We start from the raw sequence: 26,920 nt of genomic DNA, 5'->3' as shown, positions 1-26,920 counted from the left end.
CCTCAACTCCCCGGCTATACCGGCCGCCCCGCATGATTTTGCCCGGTCTCCCGCCGTTTACTTCGAACTTCGTCGCGGCGAGAACCACCCAAAACAGCAATAGGTTTCGCCCGGGAACTCCGATAAACAGCGGGCGTTTCCGGCAAGCTATAAACCGCAGAAAGAAAAGAAGTGCTGCAAAGCGTAGTCGTTGCCATCGTCAGGGCCTGCACCCGGTTTGCCTCCCTCGTCGTCGTTCTCGGGCTCCTGCTGTCGGTGGGCGCGGGCTATTACGCGTCCCGGCACTTCGCCATCAACACCGACATCAATTCGCTGATTTCTCAAAATCTCGACTGGCGCAAGCGTGACCAACAGTTCGACAAGGCGTTCGATCAAAATGAATTAATCCTGGCTGTGGTCGAAGCCCGAACGCCCGAGATGGCGAGCGCGGCGTCAGACGCGCTCTTTGCCAAGCTGAGGGGCGACAAGACCAACTTCCAGTCGATGCACCAGCTCGGCAGCGGCGAGTTCTTCGAGAAGAACGGCCTGTTGTTCCTGCCGACGGAAGAGGTCGGCAAGATCACCGGCCAGTTCGAATCCGCCGCGCCCCTGATCGAGATCATGGCCGGCGATCCCTCCATCCGCGGCCTGACCGGCGCGCTGGAGACCGGACTTGCCGGCGTCAAGCGCGGCCAGGTCAAGCTCGACAACACCGAGCGGCCCTTCAACCTGATCGCGCAGACGGTCGAGACCGTGCTCAACAAGGGCAATGCGAGCTTCTCCTGGCGCGAGCTCGTCAGCGACGAGCCGCTGAAGGATGGCGACAAGCGCGCCTTCATCGAGTTCAAGCCGATCCTCGACTACAACGCATTGGAGCCCGGCAAGGATGCCACCGATGCGATCCGCAAGGCCGCGGCAGATCTGGATTTTCCGGGCAAGTACCAGGCGCGGGTGCGGCTGACCGGCCCGGTCCCGATCGCCAACGAGGAATACGCCACCGTCCAGGAGGGCGCCGTCATCAACGGCGTCGGCACGGTTCTCGTCGTGCTGGTCATCCTCTGGCTCGCGCTGCATTCGTCGAAGATCATCTTCGCCGTGTTCGTCAATCTGTTCGTCGGCCTTGCGCTCACGACCGCCGCCGGCCTGATGATGGTCGGATCGTTCAATCTGCTGTCGATCGCGTTCGCGGTGCTGTTCGTCGGCCTCGGCGTCGATTTCGGCATCCAGTACAGCGTCCGCTACCGCTCGGAGCGCTTCAAGCACAACGATCTTTCCGGCGCGCTGGTGCTGGCGGCCAAGCGCTCGGCGGTGCCGCTCTCGCTCGCGGCGATGGCGACCGCCGCAGGCTTCCTCTGCTTCATGCCGACCGACTACAAGGGCATCGCGGAGCTCGGCCAGATCGCCGGCGTCGGCATGCTGGTGGCGTTCCTCTCCTCGATCACCGTTCTGCCGGCCATGCTGAAGCTGCTGAACCCGCCGGGCGAGAAGGAGCCGGTCGGCTATGCCTTCCTGGCGCCGCTCGACCACTTCCTGGAGAAGCACCGTGTGCTGATCGTCGGCGGCACCCTGCTGCTGGCGCTCGGCGGCCTGCCGCTGCTCTACTTCATGAAGTTCGACTTCAACCCGATGAACCTGCGCAATCCGAAGGCCGAATCGATCGCCACCTTCCTCGATTTGCGCAAGGACCCCAACACCGGCGCCAATGCCATCAACGTGATGACGACGTCCGAGGAGCAGGCAAGACAGGTCGAGGCGAGGCTGGAGAAGGTGCCCGAAGTGCTCAGGGTGATGTCGCTCGAGAGCTTCGTGCCGCAGGACCAGGCGCCCAAGCTGAAGCTGATAGCGCAGGGCGCCAAGGTGCTGAATCCCGCGCTCAATCCGGATCAGATCGATGAAGCGCCGTCGGACCAGGAAAACATCGAGGCGCTGAAATCCTCGGTCGACAATCTGCGCCGGACGGCGGGCGACGCGAAGGGCACGGGTGCGGTCGCTTCGCGCCGTCTGGCCGATGCGCTCGAAAAGCTCGCCAATGCCGACGAAGCCACGCGCAACAAGGCCCAGGACGTATTCGTCACGCCGATGAAGATCGTGTTCGATCAGCTCCGCAATGCGATGCAGGCCGGGCCCGTCACACTGAACTCATTGCCGCCCGAGCTCGTCAGCGCCTGGAAGAGCAAGGACGGCATCATCCGTGTCGAGGCGCTGCCCAAGGGCGATCCCAACGACAACGATACGCTGCGCAAATTCGCGGCGGCGGTGCTCGTTGCCGAGCCGACCGCGATCGGCGGGCCGGTCTCGATCCTGAAATCCGGCGACACCGTGGTGCGCGCGTTCATTCACGCCGGCATCTATGCGCTGCTGGTGATCGGCCTCTTGCTGTGGATCACGCTGCGCCGCTTCGTCGACGTGCTGATGACGCTGGTGCCGCTCCTGGTTGCGGGCGCGGTCACGCTCGAGATCTGCGTGTTGATCGGCCTGCCGCTCAACTTCGCCAACATCGTCGCGTTCCCGCTGCTGCTCGGTGTCGGCGTCGCCTTCAAGATCTACTATGTCGTGGCCTGGCGCTCGGGCAGGACCAACCTGCTCCAGACCAGTCTGACACGCGCGATCTTCTTCAGCGCGCTGACGACGGCGACTGCGTTCGGCAGCCTGTGGCTGTCGAGCCATCCCGGCACGTCCAGCATGGGCAAGCTGCTTGCCCTTTCGCTGGTGACGACGCTCGCGGCGGTGCTGCTGTTCCAGCCGGCCCTAATGGGCAAACCCCGCAATCTCAGGGAGTAGGCAGATGTCGCCGACCGGATCGGTGGCGCTCTTCTGACCGGGTTTGGCTGCGCCGGCGGCCTTCGGGGCTGCGGGCGCAGGCGCTGGCGCTGCGGCCGCCGTCGTAGCTGCGGCTTTCGGCGCCGCGCCGGTGGGCTGCTTTGGCGCGCCCTTGGCCATGGCATTGGCGGTGCTCAAGGGGATCGGCGGGCCAACCCGGGTCCAGGTCTCGCCGCCGCAGAGGAAGCCCATCACGCAGCCCTTGATTTCGAGCTGGTCGGGACCGGTCGGCGTGATGGTCGCGCTATAGGTCTGGCCGTCCTGGGCGTTGTAGACCTGTCCCTCCCACTGATCGGCGCCTGGCTTCTTCTTCATGTCGATCAGCGTCACCATGCCCAGCGTCGGCCTGTTCTTTTTCGAGACATCCGGATTGTTCTCGTCGCGCCCGCCGGGCTTCTTTTCCCAGGCAACGGCGCCCCACATGCTGCCATTGCATTGGGCGACGCGGATGTTGGCGACGCCGTCGGCGACCCGCCAATCGCCGGTGGGGTCGGCGGCGAGCGCCGGGGTCAGGCAGGTGTAACCGCCAGCCAGTATTAGTCCGGTGTAAAGGGCTAAACGCATGATGGTTCCTTGGCAGTGCAACATGGTCTAAAGCTGTGCTTGCGAAGATGGTCCGAAAAAGGGCAAAAGGCCGCACAGACCGTTTTGAGTAACGGTCCCTTTTCAGTTGACGAGACGACCCTCAACCGAAGTATGTAACGGATGCACAGCCCAAATCCAGACATGTCTCAGCTATTCGCGGACCGTCAGGCCCAGCGCAGCACCCTGCATAATCGGTATCTGAACGAGCAGTTCGTTCGGGTCCTCAAGACCATCGGCTACGATGTCGGCTTCCAGAAAGGGCAGGGGCAGTATCTCTACGATCGCGACGGCGCCCGCTATCTCGACCTGTTGTCCGGCTTTGGCGTGTTTGCGATCGGGCGCAATCATCCGGTCATGCGCGAGGCGCTCAAGAGCGTGCTCGATGCCGACCTGCCCAACCTCGTCCAGTTCGACGTCTCGACGCTCGCCGGCGTGCTGGCCGAGCGGCTGCTGAAATACGTCCCCTATCTCGACAAGGCGTTCTTCGCCAATTCCGGCGCCGAATGCGTCGAAGCCGCGATCAAATTCGCGCGTGGCGCGACGGGGCGTCCCGGCATCGTCTATTGCGCCCATGGCTATCACGGTCTGACCTATGGTGCGCTGTCGCTCACCGGCGATTCGAATTTCCGCAACGGTTTCGAACCGCTGCTGCCCGGTTGCACCCCGATCCCGTTCAACGACCTGGCGGCGCTCGAAAAGGCGCTGGCCTCGCGCGAGGTCGCGGCCTTCGTCGTCGAGCCGATCCAGGGCAAGGGCGTCAACATGCCCACCGACGAGTTCCTGCCCGGCGCGGCCGCGCTCTGCAAGAAATACGGCACGCTGTTCGTCGCCGACGAGATCCAGACCGGCATGGGCCGCACCGGCCGCTTCCTCGCGGTCGAGCACTGGAATGTCGAGCCCGACATGGTGCTGCTGTCGAAGTCGCTGTCGGGCGGCCACGTGCCGGTCGGCGCGGTGCTGACGCGCAAGGCCATCTTCGACAAGATCTTCAACCAGATGGACCGCGCTGTGGTGCACGGCTCCACCTTCTCCAAGAACGACCTCGCGATGGCCGCCGGCATCGCCACGCTCGATGTCATGGAATCCGAAAAGCTGATCGAGTCCGCCGCCAAGCGCGGCGCCGAGCTGCGCCTCGCGCTGACGCGCATGGTGCCCGGCTACGAGCTGATGAAGGAAGTCCGCGGCAAGGGCCTGATGATCGGCGTCGAGTTCGGCCCGCCGAAATCGCTGCGCCTGCGCGCCTCCTGGAACGTGCTGGAGACCGCCAACAAGGGCCTGTTCTGCCAGCTCATTACCGTGCCGCTGTTCAAGGATCACAAGATCCTCACGCAGGTCGCCGGCCACGGCAGCCACACCATCAAGCTGCTGCCGCCGCTCACCATCACCGAGGAAGACTGCAGCTGGATCGAAAAGGCGTTCGACGACGTCATCGCCGGCAGCCACAAGGTCCCCGGCGCGATCTGGTCGCTCGGCAAGACGCTGGTGGACAACGCGGTGCGAAGGTCGGCCTGAGGCGGTCGTAGCACGGAGCGGCGGGACCCAACAGGCTGCACAGTATGCGGCAAGATGGGCCCCGGCTTAGCAGCGCATCACTTGCGTGCTGCGCGGCGTCCGGGCACGAGACCTATTTCGCGAACTCCCGCACGGCTGCGACGACGGCCGCAGGCACTTCCTGAGCCACGCAATGGCCGGCGTCCTCGAAGACCTGCGTGCTGGCCCGCGGAATCAGCGATACCGCGCGCCGCGCCATCTCCCAATAGATCGGCCCTGATTTCCCGGAGGTCGTCACGCGCACCGGGCAGTCGATCTCGGCGAGCGAGGCAAACGGATTGCCGCGGGCGTCGCCAGCGTACACCTGCTCCATCACCTCATAGATCGGATGCAGGATTGCGGACTCGATCTCGGGCGTGCAGCAGAGGCGAACCCGCCCATCGTCGAGCGGCGCGAAGCCGTGGCGCACATAGGCGCGAAGCGAAGTCTCGGTCCAATCCGCAAACGCAGGCGCTGTGCGGTAGCGCTCGAAGACGGCGTCGGCGCTGTCGAACTCGGCGCGTCGGCGCAGCGTGCCTTGGACGCGGGCGACGGATTCGTCGCTCAATCCTCCGGAACGGGTGGCGCGCGGGTCCATCACCGTTGGCTCCATCACGAACAGGCGCGTGAAGTGGCCGGGCAAGAGCTTCGCCGCGAGCAGGAGATCGGTCGCGCCCGCGCTATGGCCGATGCCGTAGACGTTGCGCAGCTCGAGTGCATCCATCACCCGTCGGACGTCATCGGCATAATCCAGGAAATGATAGGCACCGGGCTTGTGGCTGGCGCCATGGCCACGGCGGTCCAGCGCGTAGACGGTGTAGGTCGATGCAAGCTCGCACGCGACCTCGTCCCAGACGGCGGCGACGAAGCCGGTGCCGTGCACGAGCAGGGCGGGCGGCTTGCCGCGCTCGCCCCATTGCAACATGGCGATCTCTGCACCGGCCGGGCCGATTGAAAAACGCTGCGGGCTGGTCATGATGGCGGCAAGCTACTTCGCATCCTCCAAGATCATCGCAGAGCCCTTCTCGGCGATCATCGCGGTCGGCGTGTTGGTGTTGCCGGACGTGATCGTCGGCATGATCGAGGCATCGACGATGCGCAAGCCTTCGAGGCCGTAGAATCGCAAGCGCTCGTCGACGACCGCCATGGGATCACTGACCGCGCCCATCTTCGCCGTGCCGACGGGATGGAAGATGGTCGTGCCGATATCGCCGGCGGCCTTGGCCAGCGAGGCGTCGTCGTCGCCGACGGTGGGGCCGGGCAGGTATTCGCTCGGGCGATATTTGGCGAGCGCTTTCTGCTGCATCAGGCGGCGGGTGGTGCGGATGGCGTCGGCGGCGACCTGGCGGTCGTCGTCGGTCGACAGATAATTCGGCGCGATGATCGGCTTTTCGTCCGGGCTCGCCGAGCGCAGCCGCACGATGCCGCGCGAGGTCGGCTGCAGATTGCAGGCGCTCACGGTGATGGCGGGGAAGCGGTGCAGGGGATCGCCGAACTTGTCGAGCGACAGCGGCTGCACGTGAAACTGGATGTTAGCGCGGGCGCGCGTCGCATCGGAGCGGGTGAAGATACCGAGCTGCGAGGGCGCCATCGTCAGGGGACCGCGGCGGCGGAAGGCGTAGTCGAGGCCCATCAAGCCGCGGCGGAACAGATTGTAATAGGTCTCGTTCAGGGTGCGCACGCCCTCGACCTTGTAGATCGCCCGCTGCTGCAGATGGTCCTGCAGGTTGCGCCCCACGCCGGGTCTGTCCATGACGATGTCGATGCCGAGCGGCGACAGCCAGTCGGCGGGCCCGATGCCGGAGCGATGCAGCACCTGCACCGAGCCGATCGAGCCGGCCGAGAGGATCACCTCGCGTTTCGCGCGCGCCTCGATCATCTCGCCGTTCTGGATGAAGCGTACGCCGACGGCGTGGCCCTGCTCGATGATCAGGCGGTCGACCAGCACGTGCTTCTCGAGCCGCAGGTTCGCCCGCCTCAACGCCGGCTTGAGGAAGCCGCGTGCCGAGGACCAGCGCCGGCCGCGCTTCTGGTTGACGTGGAAATAGCTGGTGCCTTCGTTGTCGCCGGTGTTGAAATCCGGGATGCGCTTGATGCCCATTTCCTCGGCGGCATCGCCGACGGCATCGAGAATGTCCCATGACAGCCGCGGCGCTTCGATGCGCCAGCCGCCGCCGGCGCCGTGATGCTCGCTCGCGCCGAGGAAATGGTCCTCGAGCTTCCTGAACAGCGGCAGCACGTCGTCGTAGCCCCAGCCGGTCATGCCGAGCTGGCGCCAGTGATCGTAATCGGCAGCCTGTCCGCGCATCGAGATCATGGCGTTGATCGCCGAGCAGCCGCCGATCACCTTGCCGCGGGGATAGGCGAGCGAACGACCGTTCAGCCCCGGCTCGGCCTCGGTCTTGAACATCCAGTCCGAGCGCGGATTGCCGATCGCAAAGAGATAGCCGACCGGGATATGGAACCAGATCCAGTTGTCGTCGCCGCCGGCTTCGAGGATGAGGACGCGGTTCTTGGGCTCGGCCGAGAGCCGGTTGGCGACGATGCAGCCGGCCGTGCCGGCCCCGACGACAATGTAGTCAAACTCACCTTCGAGCCGCCTTGGCATCCTGCTTCCACCCGGACAGGCGTCACGCCCGGGCTGGTCCCGGACATTCACGCGCTTTCCGTTCTAATAGTCAGAGGTGGATGGCCAAGACAAGTTGGACCAAGACAGGTTGGAGACGAGCCGGCCGCAAGCCCGGCCATGACGACAGGACAGGGCTACCCTCGATCTGCGGGAGTTAGCTGGACTGATGCTTGCATGGTAGACAGTCCGATATTTTCAATAAAGCTTGAGACCTCCATGCCCATCGTGAACCGCGTCGCCGACCTTCAATCCGATATTCAGGCTTGGCGCCGGGACATCCACCAGCATCCCGAGCTGCTGTACGACGTCCACCGCACCGCAGCATTCGTGGCGGACCGGCTGCGCGAGTTCGGCTGCGATGAGGTCGTGACCGGTCTCGGCCAGACCGGCGTGGTCGGCGTGATCAAGGGCAGCAAGCCGGCCGGCGACGGACTCAAGGTGATCGGCATGCGCGCCGACATGGACGCGCTGCCGGTCGAGGAGCAGACCAATCTGCCTTACGCCTCCAGGATCCCGGGCAAGATGCACGCCTGCGGCCATGACGGTCACACCGCGATGCTGCTCGGGGCCGCCCGCTACCTCGCCGAGACCCGTAACTTCGCCGGCGATGCGGTGGTGATCTTCCAGCCGGCCGAAGAGGGCGGCGCCGGCGGCGCGGCCATGGTCAAGGACGGCCTGATGGAGCGCTTCGGCATCGAGCAGGTCTACGGAATGCACAACGGCCCGGGCATCCCGGTCGGCTCGTTCGCGATACGGCCTGGTCCGATCATGGCGGCGACCGACGAGGTCGACATCATGATCGAGGGCCTCGGCGGCCACGCCGCGCGTCCGCACAAATGCATCGATTCCGTGCTGGTTGGCGCGCAGGTGATCACTGCCCTGCAATCGATCGTCGCGCGCAGCGTCGATCCCCTGGAATCGGCCGTGATCTCGATCTGCGAGTTCCACGCCGGCAACGCCCGCAACGTCATTCCGCAGACCGCGATCCTGCGGGGCACCATCCGCACCCTCTCGCCCGAGGTGCGCAAGCTGGTCGAGAAGCGCGTGCACGAGGTGGTGGCGGGCGTCGCCCAGATCACCGGCGCCAAGATCGACCTGCATTACAAGCGCAACTATCCCGTCGTGAACAACCACGCCGCCGAGACCGAGGTGGCGCGCCGCATCGCCAAGCAGGTCGCGGGCGAAGCCAATGTGCACGAGATGCCGCCGCTGATGGGCGGCGAGGATTTCGCCTACATGCTGGAGGCGCGGCCCGGCGCCTTCATCTTCTGCGGCAACGGCGACAGTGCCGGCCTGCATCACCCCGCCTACAATTTCAACGACGAGGCGATCGTCTACGGCACGTCCTACTGGGTGAAGCTGGTCGAGGAGCAGCTGGCGGCGTCGTAAGGCTTTTTCTTACCTCGCCCCGCTTGCGGCAGGGCAATCCCGTATGAGGCTTGGGTTGGCACCGACAGCAACCACAGCGTCATGGCCGGGCCTGTCCCGGCCATCCACGCCTTTCCACGCAGCACTGAGAACGTGGATGCCCGGGACAAGCCCGGGCATGACGACGTCTGCCGAAGGTTCAAAAGCAATTGCCCTCTCCCCGTAAAAACGGGGAGAGGGAGAGGAGAGCTCAGAACATCCGCGAGAAGATCACGTAGAGCGTGGCCGACAGCATGATCGCGCAGGGCAGCGTCAGCACCCACGCCATCAGCAGGTTGCGGATGGTGGCCATTTGCAGGCCCGAACCATTGGCCGCCATGGTGCCGGCGACGCCCGACGACAGCACATGCGTGGTCGAGACCGGCAGGCCGAACACGTCGGCGGCGCCAATCGTGGCGGCGGCCACGAGCTCGGCCGAGGCGCCTTGCGCGTAGGTGAGGTGGCTCTTGCCGATCTTCTCACCGACGGTGATCACGATGCGCTTCCAGCCGATCATGGTGCCGAGGCCGAGCGCGATGGCGACCGCGATCTTCACCCAGTTCGGGATGAACTTGGTGGCGGCGTCGAGCGAGCCCTTGTAGGCATTCAAGGTCGCGATCTCCTCCTTGTTGAGATCGTTTTCCTTGTCCTTCATCAGGAAGCGGATCGCTTCCGAGATCATGTACATGTCGTTGCGGGTGTTGCCGACGGCCTCCGCCGGCACCTTGTTCAGCGTGCCATATCTGGCGACCTGGTCGCCGACATCCTTCACCAGCACGGCGAGCGAGGGATAGGTGCCCTCGTTGATGTGACGCACCGTGATGTACTGCGTCACGGCCGGACGGGGATCGCCGATGATGCTGTGGCCGGCGCCCTTCGCGGAGATCACCTGGGCGGCAGCATCCGAGGTCTTCTGGAACTGGACGATCTGGGATTCCGGAAGCGCGCGGTTGAGGGCGTAAGCCGTCGGCACGGTGCCGATCAGGATCAGCATGATCAGGCCCATGCCCTTCTGGCCGTCGTTGGAGCCGTGCGCGAAGCTGACGCCGGTGCAGGTCGCGATCAGCAGGCCGCGAATCCAGAGCGGCGGCGCCTTGTTGCCTTCGGGGGCGGCGTAAAGTGCGGGATTGCGCACGATGAACTTGAGCAGCAGCAACAGCACGGCGGCGCAGATGAAGCCGAACAGCGGCGACAGCAGCAGCGCATAACCGATCTCGGTCGCCTTGGTCCAGTCCACGCCCGAAGTGCCGTCGCGGCCGCGCATCACGGCGTTGGCGACGCCGACGCCGATGATCGAGCCGATCAGCGTGTGCGAGGAGGAGGCGGGCAGGCCGAAGAACCAGGTGCCGAGATTCCACAGGATCGCGGCGATCAGCAGCGCGAACACCATGGCGAAGCCGGCGCTGGAGCCGACCTGGAGGATCAGCTCGACCGGCAGCAGCGAGACGATGCCGAAAGCGACCGCACCGGAGGACAGGAGCACGCCGAGGAAGTTGAAGAAGCCCGACCACATCACCGCGACCTCGGCCGGCAGCGAATGGGTGTAGATCACCGTGGCCACCGCATTGGCGGTGTCGTGGAAGCCGTTGACGAATTCAAAGCCGAGCGCGATCAGGAGCGCAATGAACAGGAGGATGTAGGGCAGGTAGGTCGTCACCCGCACGCCCGTCGCGTTGACGTCGACATAGATGCTGTAGGCGACAAACAGCAGGCCGGCGGCGAGGATGCCGAAGAACAGGATCATCGTCAGCGGATTGAAGCCCTTGTCGAGATTTGGCCGCGAGGCCGGCTGGACGGGCGCGGGATCTGCTACCGCGCGGTCGAATGCAACATCGCTCATGTCTGGACGCCCCTTAACTTGCAGTTGAGGCATTGTCCGCGACGGATTTGAAGGCCGGATGACAAGCGGCGGTTGAATACCGCCTTCTTGCCAGTATTCAGGCAGCCCGCGCCGCCTTCTTCTGCAAGCTCGCGGCAATCTTCAGGTCGTCGACAAAGCGCCGATATTCCAGCGCCTTGGCTTCCGGATCAGGCAGTCGCAGCAGATAGGACGGATGCACCGTCACCAGTGCTTTTCGTCCCTCGGGAAGCTCTATGAGACGGCCGCGGGTCTTGCCGATGGGGGTGATCTTGCCGAACACGCTTTGCGCGGCGGTAGCCCCCATCGCCACGATCAGATCGGGCTGGATTGCCGCAACTTCCCGCTCGTACCATTGCCGGCAGGCGCGGATCTCCGGCGTATTCGGCTTCTGGTGCAGGCGGATCTTTCCGCGCGGCACGAATTTGAAGTGCTTGACCGCGTTGGTGACATAGACCTTCTTGCGGTCGACGCCGGCTTCCTCCAGCGCACGGTCCAGCATCTGCCCCGCGGGACCTACGAAGGGATGGCCGGCGAGGTCTTCCTTGTCGCCGGGCTGTTCGCCGACCAGCATGATATTGGCGGACTTCGGGCCTTCGCCGAACACGGTCTGGGTCGCGTCCTTGTAGAGATGGCAGGCGCGGCAATGCGCGGCCTCCTCGCGGAGGGTTTCGAGCTCATCGGCAGCGGGCTTGCGTTTCATCGGAGCCTCCGGCCGCTTCTGGGGCTTGTGCGGATCGGTTGCGGCGTTGGCGATCATGGCGCCGGTCATGCGTTCGGCGTCCTCGATCAAGGGCTTAATGATCGAAGCCTCGGGCAGGTTCCTCCAGTATTTCTTCGGCATCTCGGCCTGCATCGCCTTCACCTTGAGCCGCGCCGGATTGAAGATGCTGGCGTAGTAACGCCGCCAGGTTTCTTCCAGCCGGTCTTCGCTCGGTGCTTCGCTCCTGCCGACACCTGGCGTGAACGAAAGTGCGTGGCCATCCCAATGCGCGCAGAGGTCCGGGGTCAGGATCGACCAGGGCATGTCGGCAAAGCGTTTTGCGAAGAACGGCGCGGCGAACTCGACGATGTGATGCTCAGGCTCGAACCAGGCGACGTAATGCGCCTCGCGTTCCCTGCCGATTTCGCGGAAGCGCACGAAGGCATGCATCTTGTGCTCGTCGCGATGGACCGCCCTCGCCATGGCCGTGACCTGCGCGACGTCAGGGTCGGTCGCGACCTCGATGAGGTCGTGATTGTCCTTCAGCCGAAACAGCAGCCGGTAGAGGATGGCAAAGCGCTCGGGATCGCGGTGCAGGATCGCTGCTTTGGCGAGCTCGATGAATTTGCCTGACACGGTGAAGGTGCCGTCGTTCACTTCGAGGATCGGTGATGGCGCGGGTGGGGCGAACAGCTCGGCTTCGCCGCCTTGCACGGTCCAGGTGACATCGGCCGGCTGCACGTGATGAAGCACGAGGTGACGCGCGGCTTTGCGCCAGCCGTCGAAATCGGTTTCGGTGTCGAGGATGATGTATTGCATCAGAAGCCAAACCCCAGTTGCGTTGCCTTCGGTTTGAACCGTTCGATCAGCCGCGCGTCGTCGAGACGGTGTGGCGACGGCCGGTGATCGCCGAGGACGATGAACGGCATCGCCTTGCTGCGGGGCACATGCAGCCGCGCGAGATCGGCGAGGCGGATCGTGGTGGTGCGCCGTGTCGCGATGATGCGTTCGACCGCCTTGGTGCCGAACCCCGGCACGCGCAGCAATTCCTCGCGGCTGGCACGGTTGACGTCGAGCGGGAAGCGGTCGCGGTGGCGCAGCGCCCAGGCGAGCTTTGGATCGATCTCGAGCGGCAGCATGGCGCTGTCGTCGACGATCTCGCCGACGTCGAAGCCGTAGAACCGCATCAGCCAGTCGGCCTGGTAGAGCCTGTGCTCGCGCAGCAGCGGCGGCTGCACCAGAGGCAAGGCGCGGCTTGCGTCGGGGATCGGGCTGAAGGCGGAATAATAGACGCGCCGCAGCCGGTAGGCGCCGTAGAGATTGGCGCTGGTGTGGAGAATGGTGTGGTCGGAGGCGCTGTCTGCGCCGACGATCATCTGCGTGCTCTGGCCGGCCGGCGCGAAGCGTTGCGGCTTGGCCTTCGTCTTTGCGCTGCGGCCTTCCTCGGCCTCGTCCAGCTTCAATCGTAGCCGGCCCATGGTGCGGCGGATCGCGCGCACGTCTTTCTCGGGCGCGAATTGCTGCAGGCTGGTCTCCTCGGGCATCTCGATGTTGATGGAGAGGCGGTCGGCATATTTGCCGGCTTCCGCGATCAGCGCATCGTCGGCCTCGGGAATGGTCTTCAGATGGATGTAGCCGCGGAAGTGATGTTCCTCGCGCAGTTTTCGCGCGACACTCACCACCTGCTCCATGGTGTAGTCGGGGCTGCGGATGATGCCGGAGGAGAGAAACAGGCCCTCGATGTAATTGCGCCGGTAGAAGTCGAGCGTCAGCTTGACGACCTCGTCGATGGTGAAGCGGGCGCGCGGCACGTTGGAGGAGGCGCGGTTGACGCAATAAAGACAGTCGTAATTGCAGGCGTTGGTCAGCAGCACCTTGAGCAGCGAGATGCAGCGTCCGTCCGGCGCATAGGAATGGCAGATGCCCATGCCGGGGGCGGTCGAGCCCATGCCCTTGCCGTCGCTGGAATCCCGCTTTTCGGTGCCGCTGGAGGCGCAGGACGCGTCGTACTTGGCGGCATCGGCCAGGATTTCCAGCTTGCGTTGCACGTCCATGTTTGAATCCCGTTGATTCCGCTCATGAATCCGAAAGCGCGCCAATTCGATTGACTCTCTGCGCGCCGTTAGCTTTATATTAGAACATATCATGAACAAATGAGCCAGTCGCTGGTTCTTCTTTTGAAGACCACGGCACCCATTCCTGAAGGAGCGGCGAGCATGAGCGGCGCACGTATGAGCGCGCTTGCGATCTTGCGCGGCCAGATCGAGCGCATCGAGACCGCGGAGATCGTGCATCAGCACGATCGGGTGGCGCTCGGCCATGGCCAGGCCGATGGCGCGCTGAAAGGCGGGCTCGCGCGTGCGGCGATCCACGAGGTGTTTTGCGAAGGGCGCCAGGGCGTGGCCGCAACGGGTTTTGTCATGGGGCTTGCGGGGCGCGTGGCGGTACGCAAACCGCTGCTGTGGGTGCGACAGGATTTTTCGGAAGTGGAAACAGGCGCGCTGTCGATGAGCGGGCTCAGAGAGCTGGGCCTCGATCCGCGCCGCGTGGTGACGGTCCGCGCCGCCGATGTCGAGAGCGCGCTGCGCACCTCGGCCGATGCGCTTGCCTGCGACGCGCTGGGCGCCGTCGTGCTCGAGCTCTGGGGCGAGACCAGGCAGTTCGATCTGGTGGCGAGCCGCAAGCTGACGCTGGCCGCGCAAGGCTCCGGCGTCACCGGCCTGATGCTGCGCATGGCCGCGCAACCTTTGCCGTCGACTGCGGAGACGCGATGGATGCTGCGCGCGGCGCATTCGCCGCCGGGACCGGCTTCAATGCCTGCGGCGCCTTGGAGCGTTTGGGGCGCGCCGCGCTTCGATGCCACGCTCTTGCGCAATCGTCATGGCCCCTGCGGCCGGTGGATCATGGAATGGAATTGTGATGAGTGCCAGTTCAGCGAACCGTCGACGTATTCTCAGCCTGTGGCTGCCGCGCCTGCCGATCGACAGGATTCAGCGGTTTTTCAACAGCGCCGGGCTGGGTAAAGCCAATCATGAGCCGAGCATCGTCGTCATCAAGGACAACAATGCGCTGGTGATCCATGCGCTGGACGAGGCCGCCGAGCGCCTCGGCCTGTACATTGGTCAGCCGCTGGCGAATGCGCGGGCGATGTGCCCGGATCTGAAAGTGTTCGACGCCGATGTCGCGGCCGATGCGAAGACGCTCAGCGATGTCGCCGATTGGTGCGACCGCTTCACGCCGCTGGTGGCGCTCGATCCGCCGCACGGGCTGTTCCTCGATATCACCGGCTGCGCCCATCTGTTCGGCGGCGAGGCTGCGCTGCTAACGACGCTGGTTCGTGCGCTCGCTCGCCAGGGCTTTGCCGTCGGTGCGGCAATCGCCGGCACGTCGATCTGCGCGCGTACGCTGACGCGGCAGGCATCTAGCAGCATCGTCGCCGATGGCGGCGAGGCGGCGGCGATCGAGCGGTTTCCGGTGTCCGCGCTCGGTGCGGGCGAGGCCATCACCACCGGCCTGCGCCGCGCCGGCCTGAAGACCATCGGCGACGTCGCCTCGCGCGCGCCGAGCGAGATCACGGCGCGGTTCGGCGCCCGGTTCTCCACGCTGCTCGCGCATGCGCTGGGGCAGGGCGATGCGCCGATCAGCCCACGCAAGCCGCTGCCCGATTACATCGTGGAGAAGCGCTTCGCCGAGCCGATCGCAACCGACACCATGATTGCGATGACGCTGTCGCGGCTCGCCGACACGCTGATCGCATCGATGGAGAAACAGGGCAAAGGCGCGCGCAGGCTCGAAGCCGCCTTCTTCCGCACCGATGGCGTGGTGCGCGCGATCATGGTCGAGACCGGACGTCCGGTGACGAAAAGCACGGTGATCGACCGCCTGTTCCGCGAGCGTCTCGATGCGCTTGCCGATCCGCTCGATCCCGGCTTCGGCTTCGACATGGTGCGCCTGTCGGCGAGCCGCACCGAGATCGTGGTGCAGGAGCAGCGCGATCTCGACGCCCATGTCCACGACAATGACGAGCTCGCCGCGCTGATCGACCGCATCGCCGCGCGCATCGGAGGAAAACGCGTCGTCGTGCATCTGCCTGAGGATACCCATATTCCCGAATGTGCAGTGATGGCCGCCCCGGCGCAGCATCATCTTGCTGCCGCCATGCAGGCCGAATGGCCCGCCCGTGTCGAGAGCGAGCCGCCGCTGCGTCCCTTAAGGCTGTTCGACAAGCCGGAGCCGATCAAGGTGCCGTTCGCGGCCGTGCCGGATGGTCCGCCGCATCAATTCACCTGGCGCCGCGCGCTGCATGCCGTGGTGCGGGTGGAGGGGCCCGAGCGTATCGCGATGGAATGGTGGCGGCAGGACGGCAAGCAGCTGACGCGGGATTATTTCCGCATCGAGGATGCCGAGGGCCTGCGCTTCTGGATCTTTCGCGACGGTCTTTACGAGGGGGAAGTGTTCGATGGCGACGGCAAGCCCGCCTCGCCCGGCTGGTATGTGCACGGTCTCTTCGCATGAATGCGCTTAGCTATGCCGAGATCGGCATCACCACCAACTTCTCCTTCCTGCGCGGCGGCTCGGATCCGCGCGCGTATGTGCATCAGGCCAGCGAGCTCGGCATTCCCGCGATCGGCATCGCCGACCACAACACGCTCGCCGGCGTGGTGCGGGCCTACAAGGAGCTCGACAATGACAAGGTGCTGCACAAGCCGAAGCTGCTGATCGGCGCACGCATCGTCTTCATCGACGGCACGCCCGACATTTTTGTCTATCCGCGCGACCGCGCCGCCTATGGCCGTTTGTGCCAGCTCCTGACTCGGGGCAAGCGCGGCGACGACATCACGCGGATCGAGAAGGGCGAGTGCCGTCTCAGCTTCGCCGATCTGCTGGAATTTTCCGAAGGCCAGCTCCTGATCCTGACGCTGCCGCATCGCTTCGACCCGGCCCAGGCGCTGGACGTTCTTGCGCAGCTGAAGGCCGGCCGCGCCGAAGGCGTGTGGCTGGCGGCGAGCCTGGTCTATCGCGGCGACGACCGGCGCCGGCTGGCGCGGCTCGATGATCTCGCGATGAAGGCGAAGGTGCCGCTGCTCGCGACCAACGAGGTGCTCTATCACGATCCCGGCCGCCGTCCGCTGCAGGATGTGCTGACCTGTATCCGGGAAAAGACCACGATCGAGGCTGTGGGGCGGAAGCTGGAAGCCAATGCCGAACGGTTCCTGAAGACGCCGCGCGAGATGGCGCGTCTGTTCCGCGATTTTCCTGATGCGATCGCGGAGACCATGCGCTTTGCGGACGCAATCGAGTTTTCACTCGATCAGCTCAAATACCAATATCCGGACGAGCCGGTGCCGCCGGGCAAGACCGCACAGGGGCATCTGGAGGATCTGACCTGGGCGGGTGTCGAGAAGTATTTCGACGGCAAGATCGACGACAGGCTGCGGGCGACGCTCAACAAGGAGCTCGCGCTGATCGCCGAGCTGAAATACGCGCATTATTTCCTCACCGTGCATGACATCGTGCACTATGCGCGCAGCCAGAACATCCTGTGCCAGGGCCGCGGCTCGGCGGCGAACTCGGCCGTGTGCTACGTGCTCGGCATCACCTCGGTCGACCCGACCAAGGTCGATCTGTTGTTCGAGCGCTTCATCTCCAAGGAGCGGCTGGAGCCGCCCGACATCGACGTGGATTTCGAGCATTCGCGGCGCGAGGAGGTGATGCAATATGTCTACCGCCGCTACGGCCGCCACCGCGCCGCGATCATCGCGACCGTGATCCATTACCGCCCGCGCAGCGCCATTCGCGACGTCGGCAAGGCGCTGGGCCTGACCGAGGACGTCACCGCCGCGCTCGCCGACACCGTCTGGGGCAGCTGGGGCAAGGGCCTCAACGACATGCAGGTCCGGCAGGCCGGGCTCGATCCCAAAAATCCCATGATCAACCTCGCGGTCGAGCTTGCGACCGAGCTGATCGAATTTCCGCGCCATCTGTCCCAGCATGTCGGCGGCTACGTGCTGACCCAGGACCGGCTCGACACCTATGTGCCGATCGGCAATGCCGCGATGGACGACCGCACTTTCATCGAATGGGACAAGGACGACGTCGATGCGCTTCATATGATGAAGGTCGACGTGCTGGCGCTGGGCATGCTGACCTGCATCAGGAAGTGTTTCGATCTGATCGACCAGCACAAGGGTGAGCGTTTCGTGCTTGCGAGCGTTCCTCAGGACGATCCCGAGGTCTACGACATGCTGTGTGCCGGGGAGTCGCTCGGCGTGTTCCAGGTCGAGAGCCGCGCGCAGATGAACATGCTGCCGCGGCTGAAGCCGCGGACCTTCTACGATCTCGTCATCGAGGTCGCGATCGTGCGGCCGGGTCCGATCCAGGGCGACATGGTGCATCCTTATTTGCGGCGGCGGAACGGGCTCGAGAAGGTGAGCTATCCCTCGCCGTCGCCGGAGCATGGCGACAGGGACGAGCTCTACAAGGTGCTGCACAAGACGCTTGGAGTGCCCCTGTTCCAGGAGCAGGCGATGCGGATTGCGATCGAAGCGGCACATTTCACCTCCGAGGAAGCCAATGGCCTGCGCCGCTCGATGGCGACTTTCCGCAATGTCGGCACCATCGGTCAATACGAGGAAAAGCTGATCGGCAACATGGTGGCGCGCGGCTACGATCCCAACTTCGCCAGAAGCTGCTTCGACCAGATCAAGGGGTTCGGTTCCTACGGTTTCCCGGAGAGCCACGCCGCGAGCTTTGCGCAGCTCGTCTACATCTCGTCATGGCTGAAGCATTATCACCCGGATGCGTTCTGCTGCGGCCTCCTGAACTCGCAGCCGATGGGGTTTTATGCCCCGGCGCAAATCGTCGGCGACGCCCGCAAGAACGGCGTCGAGGTCCGCGACATCGACGTGTCCTACAGCTTTGCGCAAAACACGCTGGAGGAGGGGAGCGGCAGATACTGCGCCGTGCGCCTGGGCTTCCGCCAGATCGACGGATTCCACTGGCTGGACGAGGATGAAGAGAGGCTGAAGCGCTCTCAGCTGTCATTCCGGGGCGCGCGTAGCGCGAGCCCGGAATCCATCGGGCCGCATGCGCCTGGCGGAATGGATTCTCAGATGCGCAATTGCGCATCAGAGCTCGACGCTGACGCGTCGCCCCGGAATGACAATGCGGAGAAATCGGGAGACTGGGCCGACCGCATCGTCGCGGCCCGCAACCGCCGCCCCTTCACCTCACTGGAAGATTTTGCCCGCGACACCGGCCTGCCCAAGCGCGCGCTGATCCTGCTGGCGGATGCCGACGCGTTCCGCTCGCTCGGGCTCGACCGCCGCGAGGCGCTGTGGCAGGTGCGGCGGCTGCCTGACGACGTGCCGCTGCCGCTGTTCGAGGCGGCCACCGCGCGCGAGCAGCCGGACGAGCATGCCAAGCCGCTGCCGCTGATGCCGCGTGCCGAGCAGGTCGTCGCGGACTACCAGACCATCCGGCTGTCGCTGAAGGGCCATCCGGTGGAATTCCTGCGCGAGATGTTTTCGCGCGAGCGGATCGTCGCCTGCAGGGAGATCAGCCACGAGAACGAGCGCCGCCGCGTCCGCTGCGCCGGCGTGGTGCTGGTGCGGCAGCGACCGGGCAGCGCCAGCGGCGTCGTGTTCATGACGCTGGAGGACGAAACCGGCATCGCCAATGTCGTGGTCTGGCCCAAGATCATGGAGCAGTATCGCAAGGAGGTGATGGGCGCGCGGCTCATCGAGGTTCACGGCTATATCCAGAGCAGTCCTGAGAAGGTAACGCATCTGATCGCCCAGCGCATGATCGATCGCTCGCACGATCTGGTCGGCCTCGCCAACGATGCCTTGAGCCGCCAGCATCCGGTGCCGGCGGGCGCCACCTTGGTCGAGCCGCTCAACGAAGACCCTCGCGCGCTCGCGGACATGCCGGCGCAAAAGATCCGCCACCCCCGCAACGTCCGCATCCTGCCGCCGTCGCGGGATTTTCATTGAGGGTGTCGTTACGCTACCGCTCGTTCACCGTCACCCTGAGGTGGCCGCTCCTTCAGCGGCCCTCGAAGGGCGACGGCCCGGCTGCATCCGGGCCGTGCATCCTTCGAGGCTCCCGGCGCGATGCTCTTGCATCGCGCCACTCGCGCCTCAGGATGACGGAACTGACGGGAGGCGGCGCCCTCAAAAATTCACCCGGTTCGAGATCGCGCCGTCCACGACGAGATTCGATCCCGTCGTGAACCCGGATACCGGGCTCGCCAGAAACACCGCGGCGTTCGCGATCTCCTGCGGCGTTGCCATGCGGCCGGTCGGGTTGCGCTTCATCGCGTCGTTGTAACGCTCCGGCATGTTCTTCTCGATCATCTCCCAGACGCCGCCCTTGAAATAGACGGTGCCTGGCGACACCACATTCACGCGGATCCTCTTCTTGGCGTATTGTCGCGCCAGGCCCTTGGCCATGTGGATCAGCGCCGCCTTGATCGGGCCGTAGGAGCTGGCCGTGTCGGCCTGCGCCGCCGAGATCGAGGAGATGATGACGACGGCGGCATCGCCGCTTCTCTCGCCGCTGGCCTCGAGAAACGGCCGCGCGGCGTCGAACGCGTGCACGGCGCCGAGCAGATCGAGCCGGAAATTCTGCTCCCACGAAGCCGCGTCGTGGCCCTGCGCCATCGCGCCGGCATTGGCGAACAGCAGGTCGACGCCGCCGAGCTCCTTTGCCGCGCCTTCGATCCACGCTTTCAACGCCGCGCCGTCGGTGACGTCGACCGGGCCGCCGGTGGCGTTGACGCCGATCGCCTTCAATTCAGCGACGGTGGCCGCGACCTGATCCGCATTGCGCGCGCACACCGCGACATTGGCGCCTTCACCGGCGAGCGTCGCCGCAATCGCCCGCCCGATACCGCGCGTGCCGCCGAGCACGATGGCGTTCTTGCCTTTGAGACTGAGATCCATTGTTAGCTTCCTATTTGGTGCTGCGAGTGCAGCTGTTTCGACATGTATGCTGAACGATCCAGTTCGTCATTGCGAGCGTAGCGAAGCAATCCAGAAAATGCGTCCGAGGCAACGGTCTGGATTGCTTCGTCGCAAGGGCTCCTCGCAATGACGCGGTGAGAGGCTCGCACCCCTCACTCCGGTGCAGCCCCCACCGGCGGGCCGCCGGGCGGGCGGTGCAGGAAGGTTAGCGACGCATAGGCGCCGGCCCAGGAGCCGATCGCGGCGAAGGCGACGTAGAACGCGTTTTCGGTGTAGCTGATCACGGCATAGGAGGAGAGCAGGTACCAGACCGCGCTCCAGTTCGCCGCAGGAATGCGCTTGCGCGCGATCACGGCCGAGGTGAACATGACATAGACGGCGTCGGTGGCCGCCGTCGCGATGAATACGGCACCTGCGATGAGGGGATCGATGGCGACCATTACATTCCCTTATGTGCTGATGGATCGTCGTAAAAGTAAGGGAGAGAGGCGGCCATGCAAAGCCCCGCCGATATTCTCAGGGATATCTGGACCTCCGCCGGCGGCGATCCGGCTGCGCTCGAACACGTCCGGCTGACCGGCGAGGAGCCGCAGATTCCGTCCTCATTTCGTGTTGCTGTCGCCGGCCAGACCACGATCGCCGCCGCCGGGCTCGCCGCGGCCGAGATCTGGCGGCTGCGCAGCGGGCAGATGCAATACGTCTCCGTCGACATGCGCCACGCCGTCGCCGAATGCCGCTCCGAACGCTATCTGCGCGTCGACGACAAGCCGCCGCCGCCGGCCTGGGACGCGATTGCCGGCGCCTACAGGACCGGCGATAGCCGCATCGTTCGCTGCCACACCAACTTTCCGCAGCACCGCGAGGCCGTCTGCGAGGTGCTCGGTTGCGAGCCGGAGCGCGACAAGGTGCAGGCCGCGCTGATGCAATGGAGGGGCGAGGATTTCGAGACGGCAGCTTATACGGCGGGCGGCGTGGTTGCGCTGATGCGGAGCTACGAGGAATGGTCTGCGCTGGCGCAGGCGCGCGCGCTCGCGCAATTGCCGCTGATCTCGATCGAGAAGATCGGCGAAGCCCCGCCAAAGCCGTGGCCCCAAGGATTATCAAACAACGATCGTCCGCTCTCCGGCCTTCGTGTGCTCGATCTCTCCCGCGTCATCGCAGGCCCCGTCGCCGGCCGCACGCTCGCCGCGCACGGCGCTGAAGTGCTGCTGGTGTCGGGGCCGGAGCTGCCCGCCATTGACTGGCTCACCATTGATACCGGCCGCGGCAAGCTCACCACCTTCATCGAGCTGAAGACCGACACGGGCAGGGCGCAATTGCGCGAACTGCTGGAGGACGCCGACATCTTCTCGCAAGGCTATCGCCCGCGTGCGCTTGCCGCCCTCGGCTTTTCGCCGGAGGACGCAGCGAAGATCAATCCGGGCATCGTTTACGTGACGCTCTCGGCTTATGGCCATGCCGGGCCCTGGGCCGCGCGCCGCGGCTTCGATTCCCTGGTGCAGACCGCGACCGGATTCAATCACGCCGAAGGCCAGGCCGCCGGCCTCGATGGCCCCAAGGAATTGCCGGCGCAGATGCTCGACCACGCCACCGGCTATCTGATGGCGTTCGGCGCGATGATGGCCAGGATGCGCCAGGCCTGCGACGGCGGCAGTTGGCACGTACGCGTGTCGTTGGCGCAGACCGGACGCTGGCTGTGGAATCTCGGCCGGCTCGATGGCGGACTGAATACCCCGGATCTTGCGGGCGAGGCCGTACATGCTGCGTTCATCGAGAGCATGCCATCTGGATTCGGCATGCTGAAGGCGGTGCGCCATTCGGCGCTGCTGTCGACGACACCGGCACATTGGCGCCGTCCCGCGATGCCGCTCGGCAGTCATCCGGCACATTGGCCGGCGCGAAGCTGACATGAAGCTGACATGTCGCAAAGTTTTTAACGCAAACCGAAAGGCGCCAGCGTTTTTTGGTTGTTTGAAATTGCAGTTCGGCACTATTAGCGCAACCGACACGGCAGACATCTGCCGAGATCGTCGCAGACACGACCGGGCTCCATGGTAGTTGAAAATACCAAGCGATTGCAGCTGTTTACGAAACAACGGATGATCACATCCGTGGTTTTGCTAGCTCTTGCCGGCGCCGGTGCCTACGGCTTCCTCGCTTTGGGGCCCAAGGACAAGAAGCACTCCGAAATCTCCAGCCAGTCGCGCAGGAATGCGCAGGCCTTCACGCCGACGCCGTCCGAATGGGCGACGCTGACGATCGAGCCGGTCAAGGCCAAGAGCTTCCGAGCCGAGTATGTCACCGAGGGCAAGGTCGCGGTCGACGAGGACCGCTCGACGCCGGTGTTCTCGCCCTATGCGGGCCGCGTCACCAAGCTGCTGGCCAAGCCGGGCGAGACGCTGAAGCAGGGTCAACCGCTGTTCACGATCGAGGCCGCCGACACCGTGCAGGCCCAGAACGATTTCATCGCGGCGATGACCTCGCAGAACAAGGCGAAGTCGGCGCTCGAGCTCTCCGACATCCAGTTCAAGCGCGCCAAGGACCTCTATGAGGGTCATGCCATTCCGCTGAAGGACTATCAGCAGGCGGAAACAACCCAGGTCCAGGCGCAGAACGACATGCGCTCTTCGGTGACGGCGCTGGAAGCCGCGCGCAACAAGCTGCGCATCCTCGGCTTCACCGACGAGACCATCAGGGCGTTCCAGGACAAGGGCACGATCAATCGGGAGGTCACGATCTATTCGCCGATCGCCGGCACGGTGGTGCAGCGCAAGATCGGCCCCGGTCAGTACGTCAATTCCGGCGCCAGCGATCCGGTCTTCGTGGTCGGCGACCTCTCCACCGTCTGGCTCACCGCCTTCGTGCGCGAGAGCGACGCCGCTGCCGTGTGCATCGGTCAGGACATCACCGTGAACGTGATGGCACTGCCGGGTCGTCCGCTCACCGCCAGGATCAACTACGTCGCCGCCGCGATCGATCCCAGCACGCGCCGCCTGCTGGTGCGCGCCACCATCGACAACAAGGACGGCCTGCTCAAGCCGGAGATGTTCGCCAACGTCACGATCTACTCGGCGGGCGACCGCGCCGCGCCGGCAGTGCCGAAACAGGCCTTGATCTACGAAGCCGACAAGGTTCGCATCTGGGTCGCGCGTGAGGACAAATCGGTCGAGCTGCGCCAGATCAAGATCGGCCTCATCAACGGCAACCTCGTCGAGGTCACCGGCAATCTGAAACCCGGCGAGCAGATCGTTACCAAAGGCAGCCTGTTCATCGACCGCGCGGCGTCCGGCAGCTGACGACGACCCAAGAAAATTGAAGACCTGAATGGATCGTCTCGTCGCTCTTGCCGTCAACCGGCGCTTCCTGATGGTCGGCATGTTCGTCGCTGTCTTGGTCGGCGGCCTGATCGCGTTCAACCAGCTCAACATCGAGGCCTATCCCGATCCGACCCCGCCGATGGTCGATATCGTGACGCAGAGCCCGGGACTGTCGGCAGAGGAGATCGAGCGCTACATCACGATCCCGATCGAGACCCAGGTCGCGGGCCTGAAGAACATCACGACCATCCGCACCATCTCGCTCTACGGTCTCTCCGACGTCAAAATCCAGTTCTCCTTCGCCTACACCTATGACGAGGCGTTGCAGCAGGTGTTGAACCGCCTGGCGCAGCTCGCGCCGCTGCCGGGCAACGTGCAGCCGCAGATATCGCCGCTGAGCCCGATCGGCGAGATCTTCCGCTACCGTCTCGTGGGTCCGCCGAACTACAGCGTGCTCGACCTCAAGACCATCCAGGACTGGATCCTGCAGCGCCGCTTCCGTGCCGTGCCGGGGGTCATCGACGTCACCGGCTGGGGTGGCAAGAGCAAGACCTACGAGCTCCAGGTCGATTTCAACAAGCTGGTCGCCAATGGGCTGACGCTGCCGCAATTGCTCCAGGCGGTCGGCAATTCCAACGTCAATGTCGGCGGCAACACCGTCGATATCGGCCAGCAATCGGCCGTCGTGCGCGGCGTCGGCCTGATCCGGTCGATCGACGATCTCGCCAATACCATGGTGGCGCAGACCGGCGGCAATCCGGTGCTGGTCAAGGACGTCGCCACCGTCACCGTCGGCCAGAAGCCGCGCCTCGGCATCGCCGGCCTCGACGAGGCCGACGACATCGTGCAGGGCATCGTCCTGATGCGGCGCGGCGAGCAGAGCTCGCCGACCATCCAGCGTGTCCACCAGCTCGTCCAGACCATCAACAATTCCAGCATCCTGCCGCCCGGCGTGCGCATCGAGCGCATCTACGACCGCGGCGACCTGATCGAGCTCACCACCCACACGGTGCTGCACAACATGGTTGTCGGCATTCTCTTGATCGTTCTGTTGCAGTGGATCTTCCTCGGCGATCTGCGCAGCGCGCTGATCGTCGGCGCCACCATTCCGTTCGCGCTGTTCTTCGCCGTCATCATCCTGGTGCTGCGCGGCGAATCGGCCAATTTGCTGTCGGTCGGCGCGATCGATTTCGGCCTGATCGTCGATGCCACCGTCATCATGGTGGAGGCGATCTTCCGTCGCCTGACGCAGACCACGCCGATGTCGGAATCTGAGCACATGTCCAACGAGACGCTGTTCGGTATGAAGAGCCACGCCATCCTCAGCGCGGCCGCCGACGTCTCGCGCTCGATCTTCTTCGCTGCGGCAATCATCATCGCGGCCTTCCTGCCGCTGTTCACGCTGTCGGGCGTCGAGGGCAACATCTTCGGGCCGATGGCCCGCACCTATGCCTATGCGCTGGCCGGCGGGCTGCTTGCGACGTTCACCGTCACGCCGGCGTTGTCCGCGATCATCCTGCCCGCGCATGTCGAGGAAACCGAGACCAGGGTCATGCTGATCCTGCACCGCTTGTACTCGCCGCTGCTGCAATGGGCGGTCGCCAATCGCAACATCGTGCTCGGCGGCGCGGTCGGCCTCGTGCTGATGACGGTGGCGCTCGGCCGGCTGCTCGGCCTCGAATTCCTGCCGAAGCTGGAAGAGGGCAATCTGTGGATTCGCGCCACGCTGCCGCCGACCATCTCGCTCCAGGAAGGCAATTCCTACGTCAACGAGATGCGCAAGGTGATCCGCACCCGGCCCGAGGTCGAGTCCGTCGTATCGCAGCACGGCCGTCCCGACGACGGCACCGACGCCGCCGGCTTCTTCAACGCCGAGTTCTTCGCCCCGCTCAAGCCCGTGAGCCAATGGCCCGGCACGCGCGACAAGGAGGAGCTGACCGCGCAATTGCTCAAGCAGCTCGATGACCGCTTCCCCGGCGTCGAGTTCAACTTCTCGCAATATCTCCAGGACAACGTCTCCGAAGCCGTCTCCGGCGTGAAGGGCGAGAACTCGATCAAGCTGTTCGGAAGCGACCTCCAGGCGCTCACCGACACCGCCAACAAGATCAAGCAGGTGCTGGCCACGGTGCAGGGCGTCACCGATCTTGCGGTCTTCACCTCGCTTGGCCAGCCGACCGTCCAGATCGACATCGACCGCGCCAAGGCCGCGCGCTATGGCCTTGCGCCGGGCGATATCAATGCCACGATCAAGGTCGCGATCGGCGGCGACACCGCGGGAGACCTCTACGAGCCCGGAAGCGATCGTCACTTCCCGATCATCGTCCGCCTTGCGCCGGAATACCGCAGGAGCGCGGAGGCGATCCAGAATTTGCGGATCGGCGCGCCCGGGCCGAACGGCACCGTCACCCAGATTCCCCTCAGCGAGGTCGCCAACATCAGTCTCGTGTCGGGCGCGGCCTACATCTATCGCGAGCAGCAGGAACGCTATCTGCCGATCAAATTCTCGGTGCGCGAGCGCGACCTCGGCAGCGCGATCAGCGAGGCTCAGCAGAAGATCGCGGAGCAGGTGCAGCTGCCGCCCGGCTCGCACATGGAATGGGTCGGGGAGTTCGGCAATCTCCAGGACGCGATCCGGCGGCTGTCGATCGTGGTGCCGATCTCGCTGGCGTTGATCGGCGTGCTGCTCTGGTTCAATTTCGGCTCGATGACCGACACGCTGCTCGCGATGAGCGTGATCCCGATGGCGATCTTAGGCGGCGTGCTCGGCCTGTTGATATCAGGCACGGCCTTCAGCGTCTCCGCGGCGATCGGCTTCATCGCGCTGTTCGGCATCGCCGTGATGGACGGCATCATCATCCTGTCGCAGTTCAACCAGCTGATCGAAGAAGGCATGGACCGCATGACCGCGGTGGTGCGCACGGGAGAGTTGCAGCTTCGGCCGGTGCTGATGACCTGCGTCGTCGCCGGCGTCGGCCTTCTGCCGGCGGCGCTGTCGGAGGGGATCGGCTCGCAGGTGCAAAAACCGCTCGCGGTCGTCGTCGTCACCGGCATGATGCTGGCGCCGGTCGTGATCCTCGTGACCCTGCCGGTCCTGATCTCGTTCTTCTCGCGCCGCGCGCGCTGAGC

The 26,920-nt window shown here is 64.9% G+C and carries 17 protein-coding genes; 9 read left to right on the top strand and 8 right to left on the bottom strand.

Going from position 1 to position 26,920, the window contains the following annotated elements; all coding sequences use genetic code 11:
- Positions 1-171: 171 nt before the first annotated feature.
- Positions 172-2,760 (top strand): hopanoid transporter HpnN, encoded by a 2,589-nt coding sequence (hpnN, locus tag D6B98_RS07380; RefSeq protein ID WP_126256326.1) that lies wholly within the window; start codon positions 172-174, stop codon positions 2,758-2,760.
- On the opposite strand, the gene D6B98_RS07375 is transcribed toward hpnN, so the two are convergent.
- A complete protein-coding gene (locus D6B98_RS07375; protein ID WP_164718456.1) occupies positions 2,728-3,363 on the bottom strand; it encodes a DUF2147 domain-containing protein in 636 nt (211 codons plus the stop codon). The two genes, hpnN and D6B98_RS07375, sit on opposite strands and share 33 nt — an antisense overlap.
- A gap of 141 nt (positions 3,364-3,504) precedes the next feature.
- Between D6B98_RS07375 and hpnO the strand changes: the two genes are divergently transcribed.
- Positions 3,505-4,896, top strand: coding sequence for an aminobacteriohopanetriol synthase HpnO (gene hpnO, locus D6B98_RS07370; protein ID WP_126256321.1), 1,392 nt, complete (start codon positions 3,505-3,507; stop codon positions 4,894-4,896).
- 112 nt (positions 4,897-5,008) lie between these two features.
- Here the strand turns inward: hpnO and D6B98_RS07365 are convergent, their stop codons facing one another.
- Together D6B98_RS07365 and D6B98_RS07360 are read right to left on the bottom strand one after the other, a co-directional pair.
- Complete coding sequence (locus tag D6B98_RS07365) at positions 5,009-5,890, bottom strand: alpha/beta fold hydrolase (protein ID WP_126256319.1); 882 nt, start codon at positions 5,888-5,890, stop codon at positions 5,009-5,011.
- A 12-nt stretch (positions 5,891-5,902) separates the two neighbouring features.
- On the bottom strand, positions 5,903-7,522 hold the full coding sequence (locus D6B98_RS07360) for a GMC family oxidoreductase (protein ID WP_126256317.1): 1,620 nt from the start codon (positions 7,520-7,522) through the stop codon (positions 5,903-5,905).
- Positions 7,523-7,759: 237 nt separating this feature from the next.
- Here D6B98_RS07360 and D6B98_RS07355 point away from each other — a divergent pair, with 237 nt between their 5' ends.
- Positions 7,760-8,932: a M20 aminoacylase family protein gene (locus tag D6B98_RS07355; protein ID WP_126256315.1), complete on the top strand. Its 1,173-nt coding sequence runs from the start codon at positions 7,760-7,762 to the stop codon at positions 8,930-8,932.
- Between the two features lie 229 nt (positions 8,933-9,161).
- Here the strand turns inward: D6B98_RS07355 and D6B98_RS07350 are convergent, their stop codons facing one another.
- The 3 genes from D6B98_RS07350 to D6B98_RS07340 all read right to left on the bottom strand — a co-directional run bounded on the left by D6B98_RS07350 (position 9,162) and on the right by D6B98_RS07340 (position 13,565).
- Positions 9,162-10,790 carry an inorganic phosphate transporter gene (locus tag D6B98_RS07350; protein ID WP_126256313.1) on the bottom strand — a complete coding sequence of 543 codons (1,629 nt, stop codon included), beginning with the start codon at positions 10,788-10,790 and terminating at the stop codon, positions 9,162-9,164.
- Between the two features lie 97 nt (positions 10,791-10,887).
- On the bottom strand, positions 10,888-12,330 hold the full coding sequence (locus D6B98_RS07345; protein ID WP_126256311.1) for a UdgX family uracil-DNA binding protein: 1,443 nt from the start codon (positions 12,328-12,330) through the stop codon (positions 10,888-10,890).
- Entirely contained in the window at positions 12,330-13,565 is a 1,236-nt protein-coding gene (locus tag D6B98_RS07340) for a putative DNA modification/repair radical SAM protein (RefSeq protein WP_126256309.1), read from the bottom strand. The genes D6B98_RS07345 and D6B98_RS07340 overlap by 1 nt, the downstream gene beginning before the upstream one ends.
- A gap of 162 nt (positions 13,566-13,727) precedes the next feature.
- On the opposite strand from D6B98_RS07340, the gene D6B98_RS07335 reads away from it, so the two are divergent.
- The 3 genes from D6B98_RS07335 to D6B98_RS07325 are packed head-to-tail and all read left to right on the top strand — an operon-like array spanning position 13,728 to position 19,505.
- Positions 13,728-14,534: an ImuA family protein gene (locus D6B98_RS07335; RefSeq protein WP_126256751.1), complete on the top strand. Its 807-nt coding sequence runs from the start codon at positions 13,728-13,730 to the stop codon at positions 14,532-14,534.
- Complete coding sequence (locus tag D6B98_RS07330; protein WP_164718455.1) at positions 14,431-16,026, top strand: Y-family DNA polymerase; 1,596 nt, start codon at positions 14,431-14,433, stop codon at positions 16,024-16,026. Before D6B98_RS07335 ends, D6B98_RS07330 begins: the two co-directional genes overlap by 104 nt.
- Positions 16,023-19,505, top strand: a complete 3,483-nt coding sequence (locus D6B98_RS07325; RefSeq protein WP_126256307.1) for an error-prone DNA polymerase — start codon at positions 16,023-16,025, stop codon at positions 19,503-19,505. The genes D6B98_RS07330 and D6B98_RS07325 overlap by 4 nt, the downstream gene beginning before the upstream one ends.
- A gap of 180 nt (positions 19,506-19,685) precedes the next feature.
- Here the strand turns inward: D6B98_RS07325 and D6B98_RS07315 are convergent, their stop codons facing one another.
- Both D6B98_RS07315 and D6B98_RS07310 read right to left on the bottom strand, forming a co-directional pair.
- Positions 19,686-20,456: an SDR family NAD(P)-dependent oxidoreductase gene (locus tag D6B98_RS07315; protein WP_126256305.1), complete on the bottom strand. Its 771-nt coding sequence runs from the start codon at positions 20,454-20,456 to the stop codon at positions 19,686-19,688.
- A 173-nt stretch (positions 20,457-20,629) separates the two neighbouring features.
- On the bottom strand, positions 20,630-20,917 hold the full coding sequence (locus tag D6B98_RS07310) for a hypothetical protein (protein WP_126256303.1): 288 nt from the start codon (positions 20,915-20,917) through the stop codon (positions 20,630-20,632).
- 54 nt (positions 20,918-20,971) lie between these two features.
- Between D6B98_RS07310 and D6B98_RS07305 the strand changes: the two genes are divergently transcribed.
- The 3 genes from D6B98_RS07305 to D6B98_RS07295 all read left to right on the top strand — a co-directional run bounded on the left by D6B98_RS07305 (position 20,972) and on the right by D6B98_RS07295 (position 26,918).
- On the top strand, positions 20,972-22,384 hold the full coding sequence (locus tag D6B98_RS07305) for a CoA transferase (protein ID WP_126256301.1): 1,413 nt from the start codon (positions 20,972-20,974) through the stop codon (positions 22,382-22,384).
- Between the two features lie 144 nt (positions 22,385-22,528).
- A complete protein-coding gene (locus D6B98_RS07300) occupies positions 22,529-23,773 on the top strand; it encodes an efflux RND transporter periplasmic adaptor subunit (protein WP_126256299.1) in 1,245 nt (414 codons plus the stop codon).
- 28 nt (positions 23,774-23,801) lie between these two features.
- Positions 23,802-26,918, top strand: coding sequence for an efflux RND transporter permease subunit (locus tag D6B98_RS07295; RefSeq protein ID WP_126256297.1), 3,117 nt, complete (start codon positions 23,802-23,804; stop codon positions 26,916-26,918).
- Positions 26,919-26,920: the final 2 nt, after the last annotated feature.

The sequence above is a fragment of the Bradyrhizobium sp. LVM 105 genome, from assembly GCF_003957705.1.
Taxonomy (GTDB): domain Bacteria; phylum Pseudomonadota; class Alphaproteobacteria; order Rhizobiales; family Xanthobacteraceae; genus Bradyrhizobium; species Bradyrhizobium frederickii.
Note: the sequence above shows the minus strand (reverse complement) of the source record. Positions and strands in the feature narration are given on the sequence as shown.

Coding starts and splice junctions, on each gene's coding strand:
- D6B98_RS07310 (WP_126256303.1), bottom strand. CDS start 20,917: ATGGTCGCCATCGATCCCCTCATCGCAGGTGCCGTATTCATCGCGACG.
- D6B98_RS07300 (WP_126256299.1), top strand. CDS start 22,529: ATGGTAGTTGAAAATACCAAGCGATTGCAGCTGTTTACGAAACAACGG.
- D6B98_RS07335 (WP_126256751.1), top strand. CDS start 13,728: ATGAGCGGCGCACGTATGAGCGCGCTTGCGATCTTGCGCGGCCAGATC.
- D6B98_RS07350 (WP_126256313.1), bottom strand. CDS start 10,790: ATGAGCGATGTTGCATTCGACCGCGCGGTAGCAGATCCCGCGCCCGTC.
- D6B98_RS07330 (WP_164718455.1), top strand. CDS start 14,431: ATGAGTGCCAGTTCAGCGAACCGTCGACGTATTCTCAGCCTGTGGCTG.
- D6B98_RS07340 (WP_126256309.1), bottom strand. CDS start 13,565: ATGGACGTGCAACGCAAGCTGGAAATCCTGGCCGATGCCGCCAAGTAC.
- D6B98_RS07375 (WP_164718456.1), bottom strand. CDS start 3,363: ATGCGTTTAGCCCTTTACACCGGACTAATACTGGCTGGCGGTTACACC.
- D6B98_RS07315 (WP_126256305.1), bottom strand. CDS start 20,456: ATGGATCTCAGTCTCAAAGGCAAGAACGCCATCGTGCTCGGCGGCACG.
- D6B98_RS07360 (WP_126256317.1), bottom strand. CDS start 7,522: ATGCCAAGGCGGCTCGAAGGTGAGTTTGACTACATTGTCGTCGGGGCC.
- hpnO (WP_126256321.1), top strand. CDS start 3,505: ATGCACAGCCCAAATCCAGACATGTCTCAGCTATTCGCGGACCGTCAG.
- D6B98_RS07355 (WP_126256315.1), top strand. CDS start 7,760: ATGCCCATCGTGAACCGCGTCGCCGACCTTCAATCCGATATTCAGGCT.
- D6B98_RS07325 (WP_126256307.1), top strand. CDS start 16,023: ATGAATGCGCTTAGCTATGCCGAGATCGGCATCACCACCAACTTCTCC.
- D6B98_RS07345 (WP_126256311.1), bottom strand. CDS start 12,330: ATGCAATACATCATCCTCGACACCGAAACCGATTTCGACGGCTGGCGC.
- D6B98_RS07305 (WP_126256301.1), top strand. CDS start 20,972: ATGCAAAGCCCCGCCGATATTCTCAGGGATATCTGGACCTCCGCCGGC.
- D6B98_RS07365 (WP_126256319.1), bottom strand. CDS start 5,890: ATGACCAGCCCGCAGCGTTTTTCAATCGGCCCGGCCGGTGCAGAGATC.
- D6B98_RS07295 (WP_126256297.1), top strand. CDS start 23,802: ATGGATCGTCTCGTCGCTCTTGCCGTCAACCGGCGCTTCCTGATGGTC.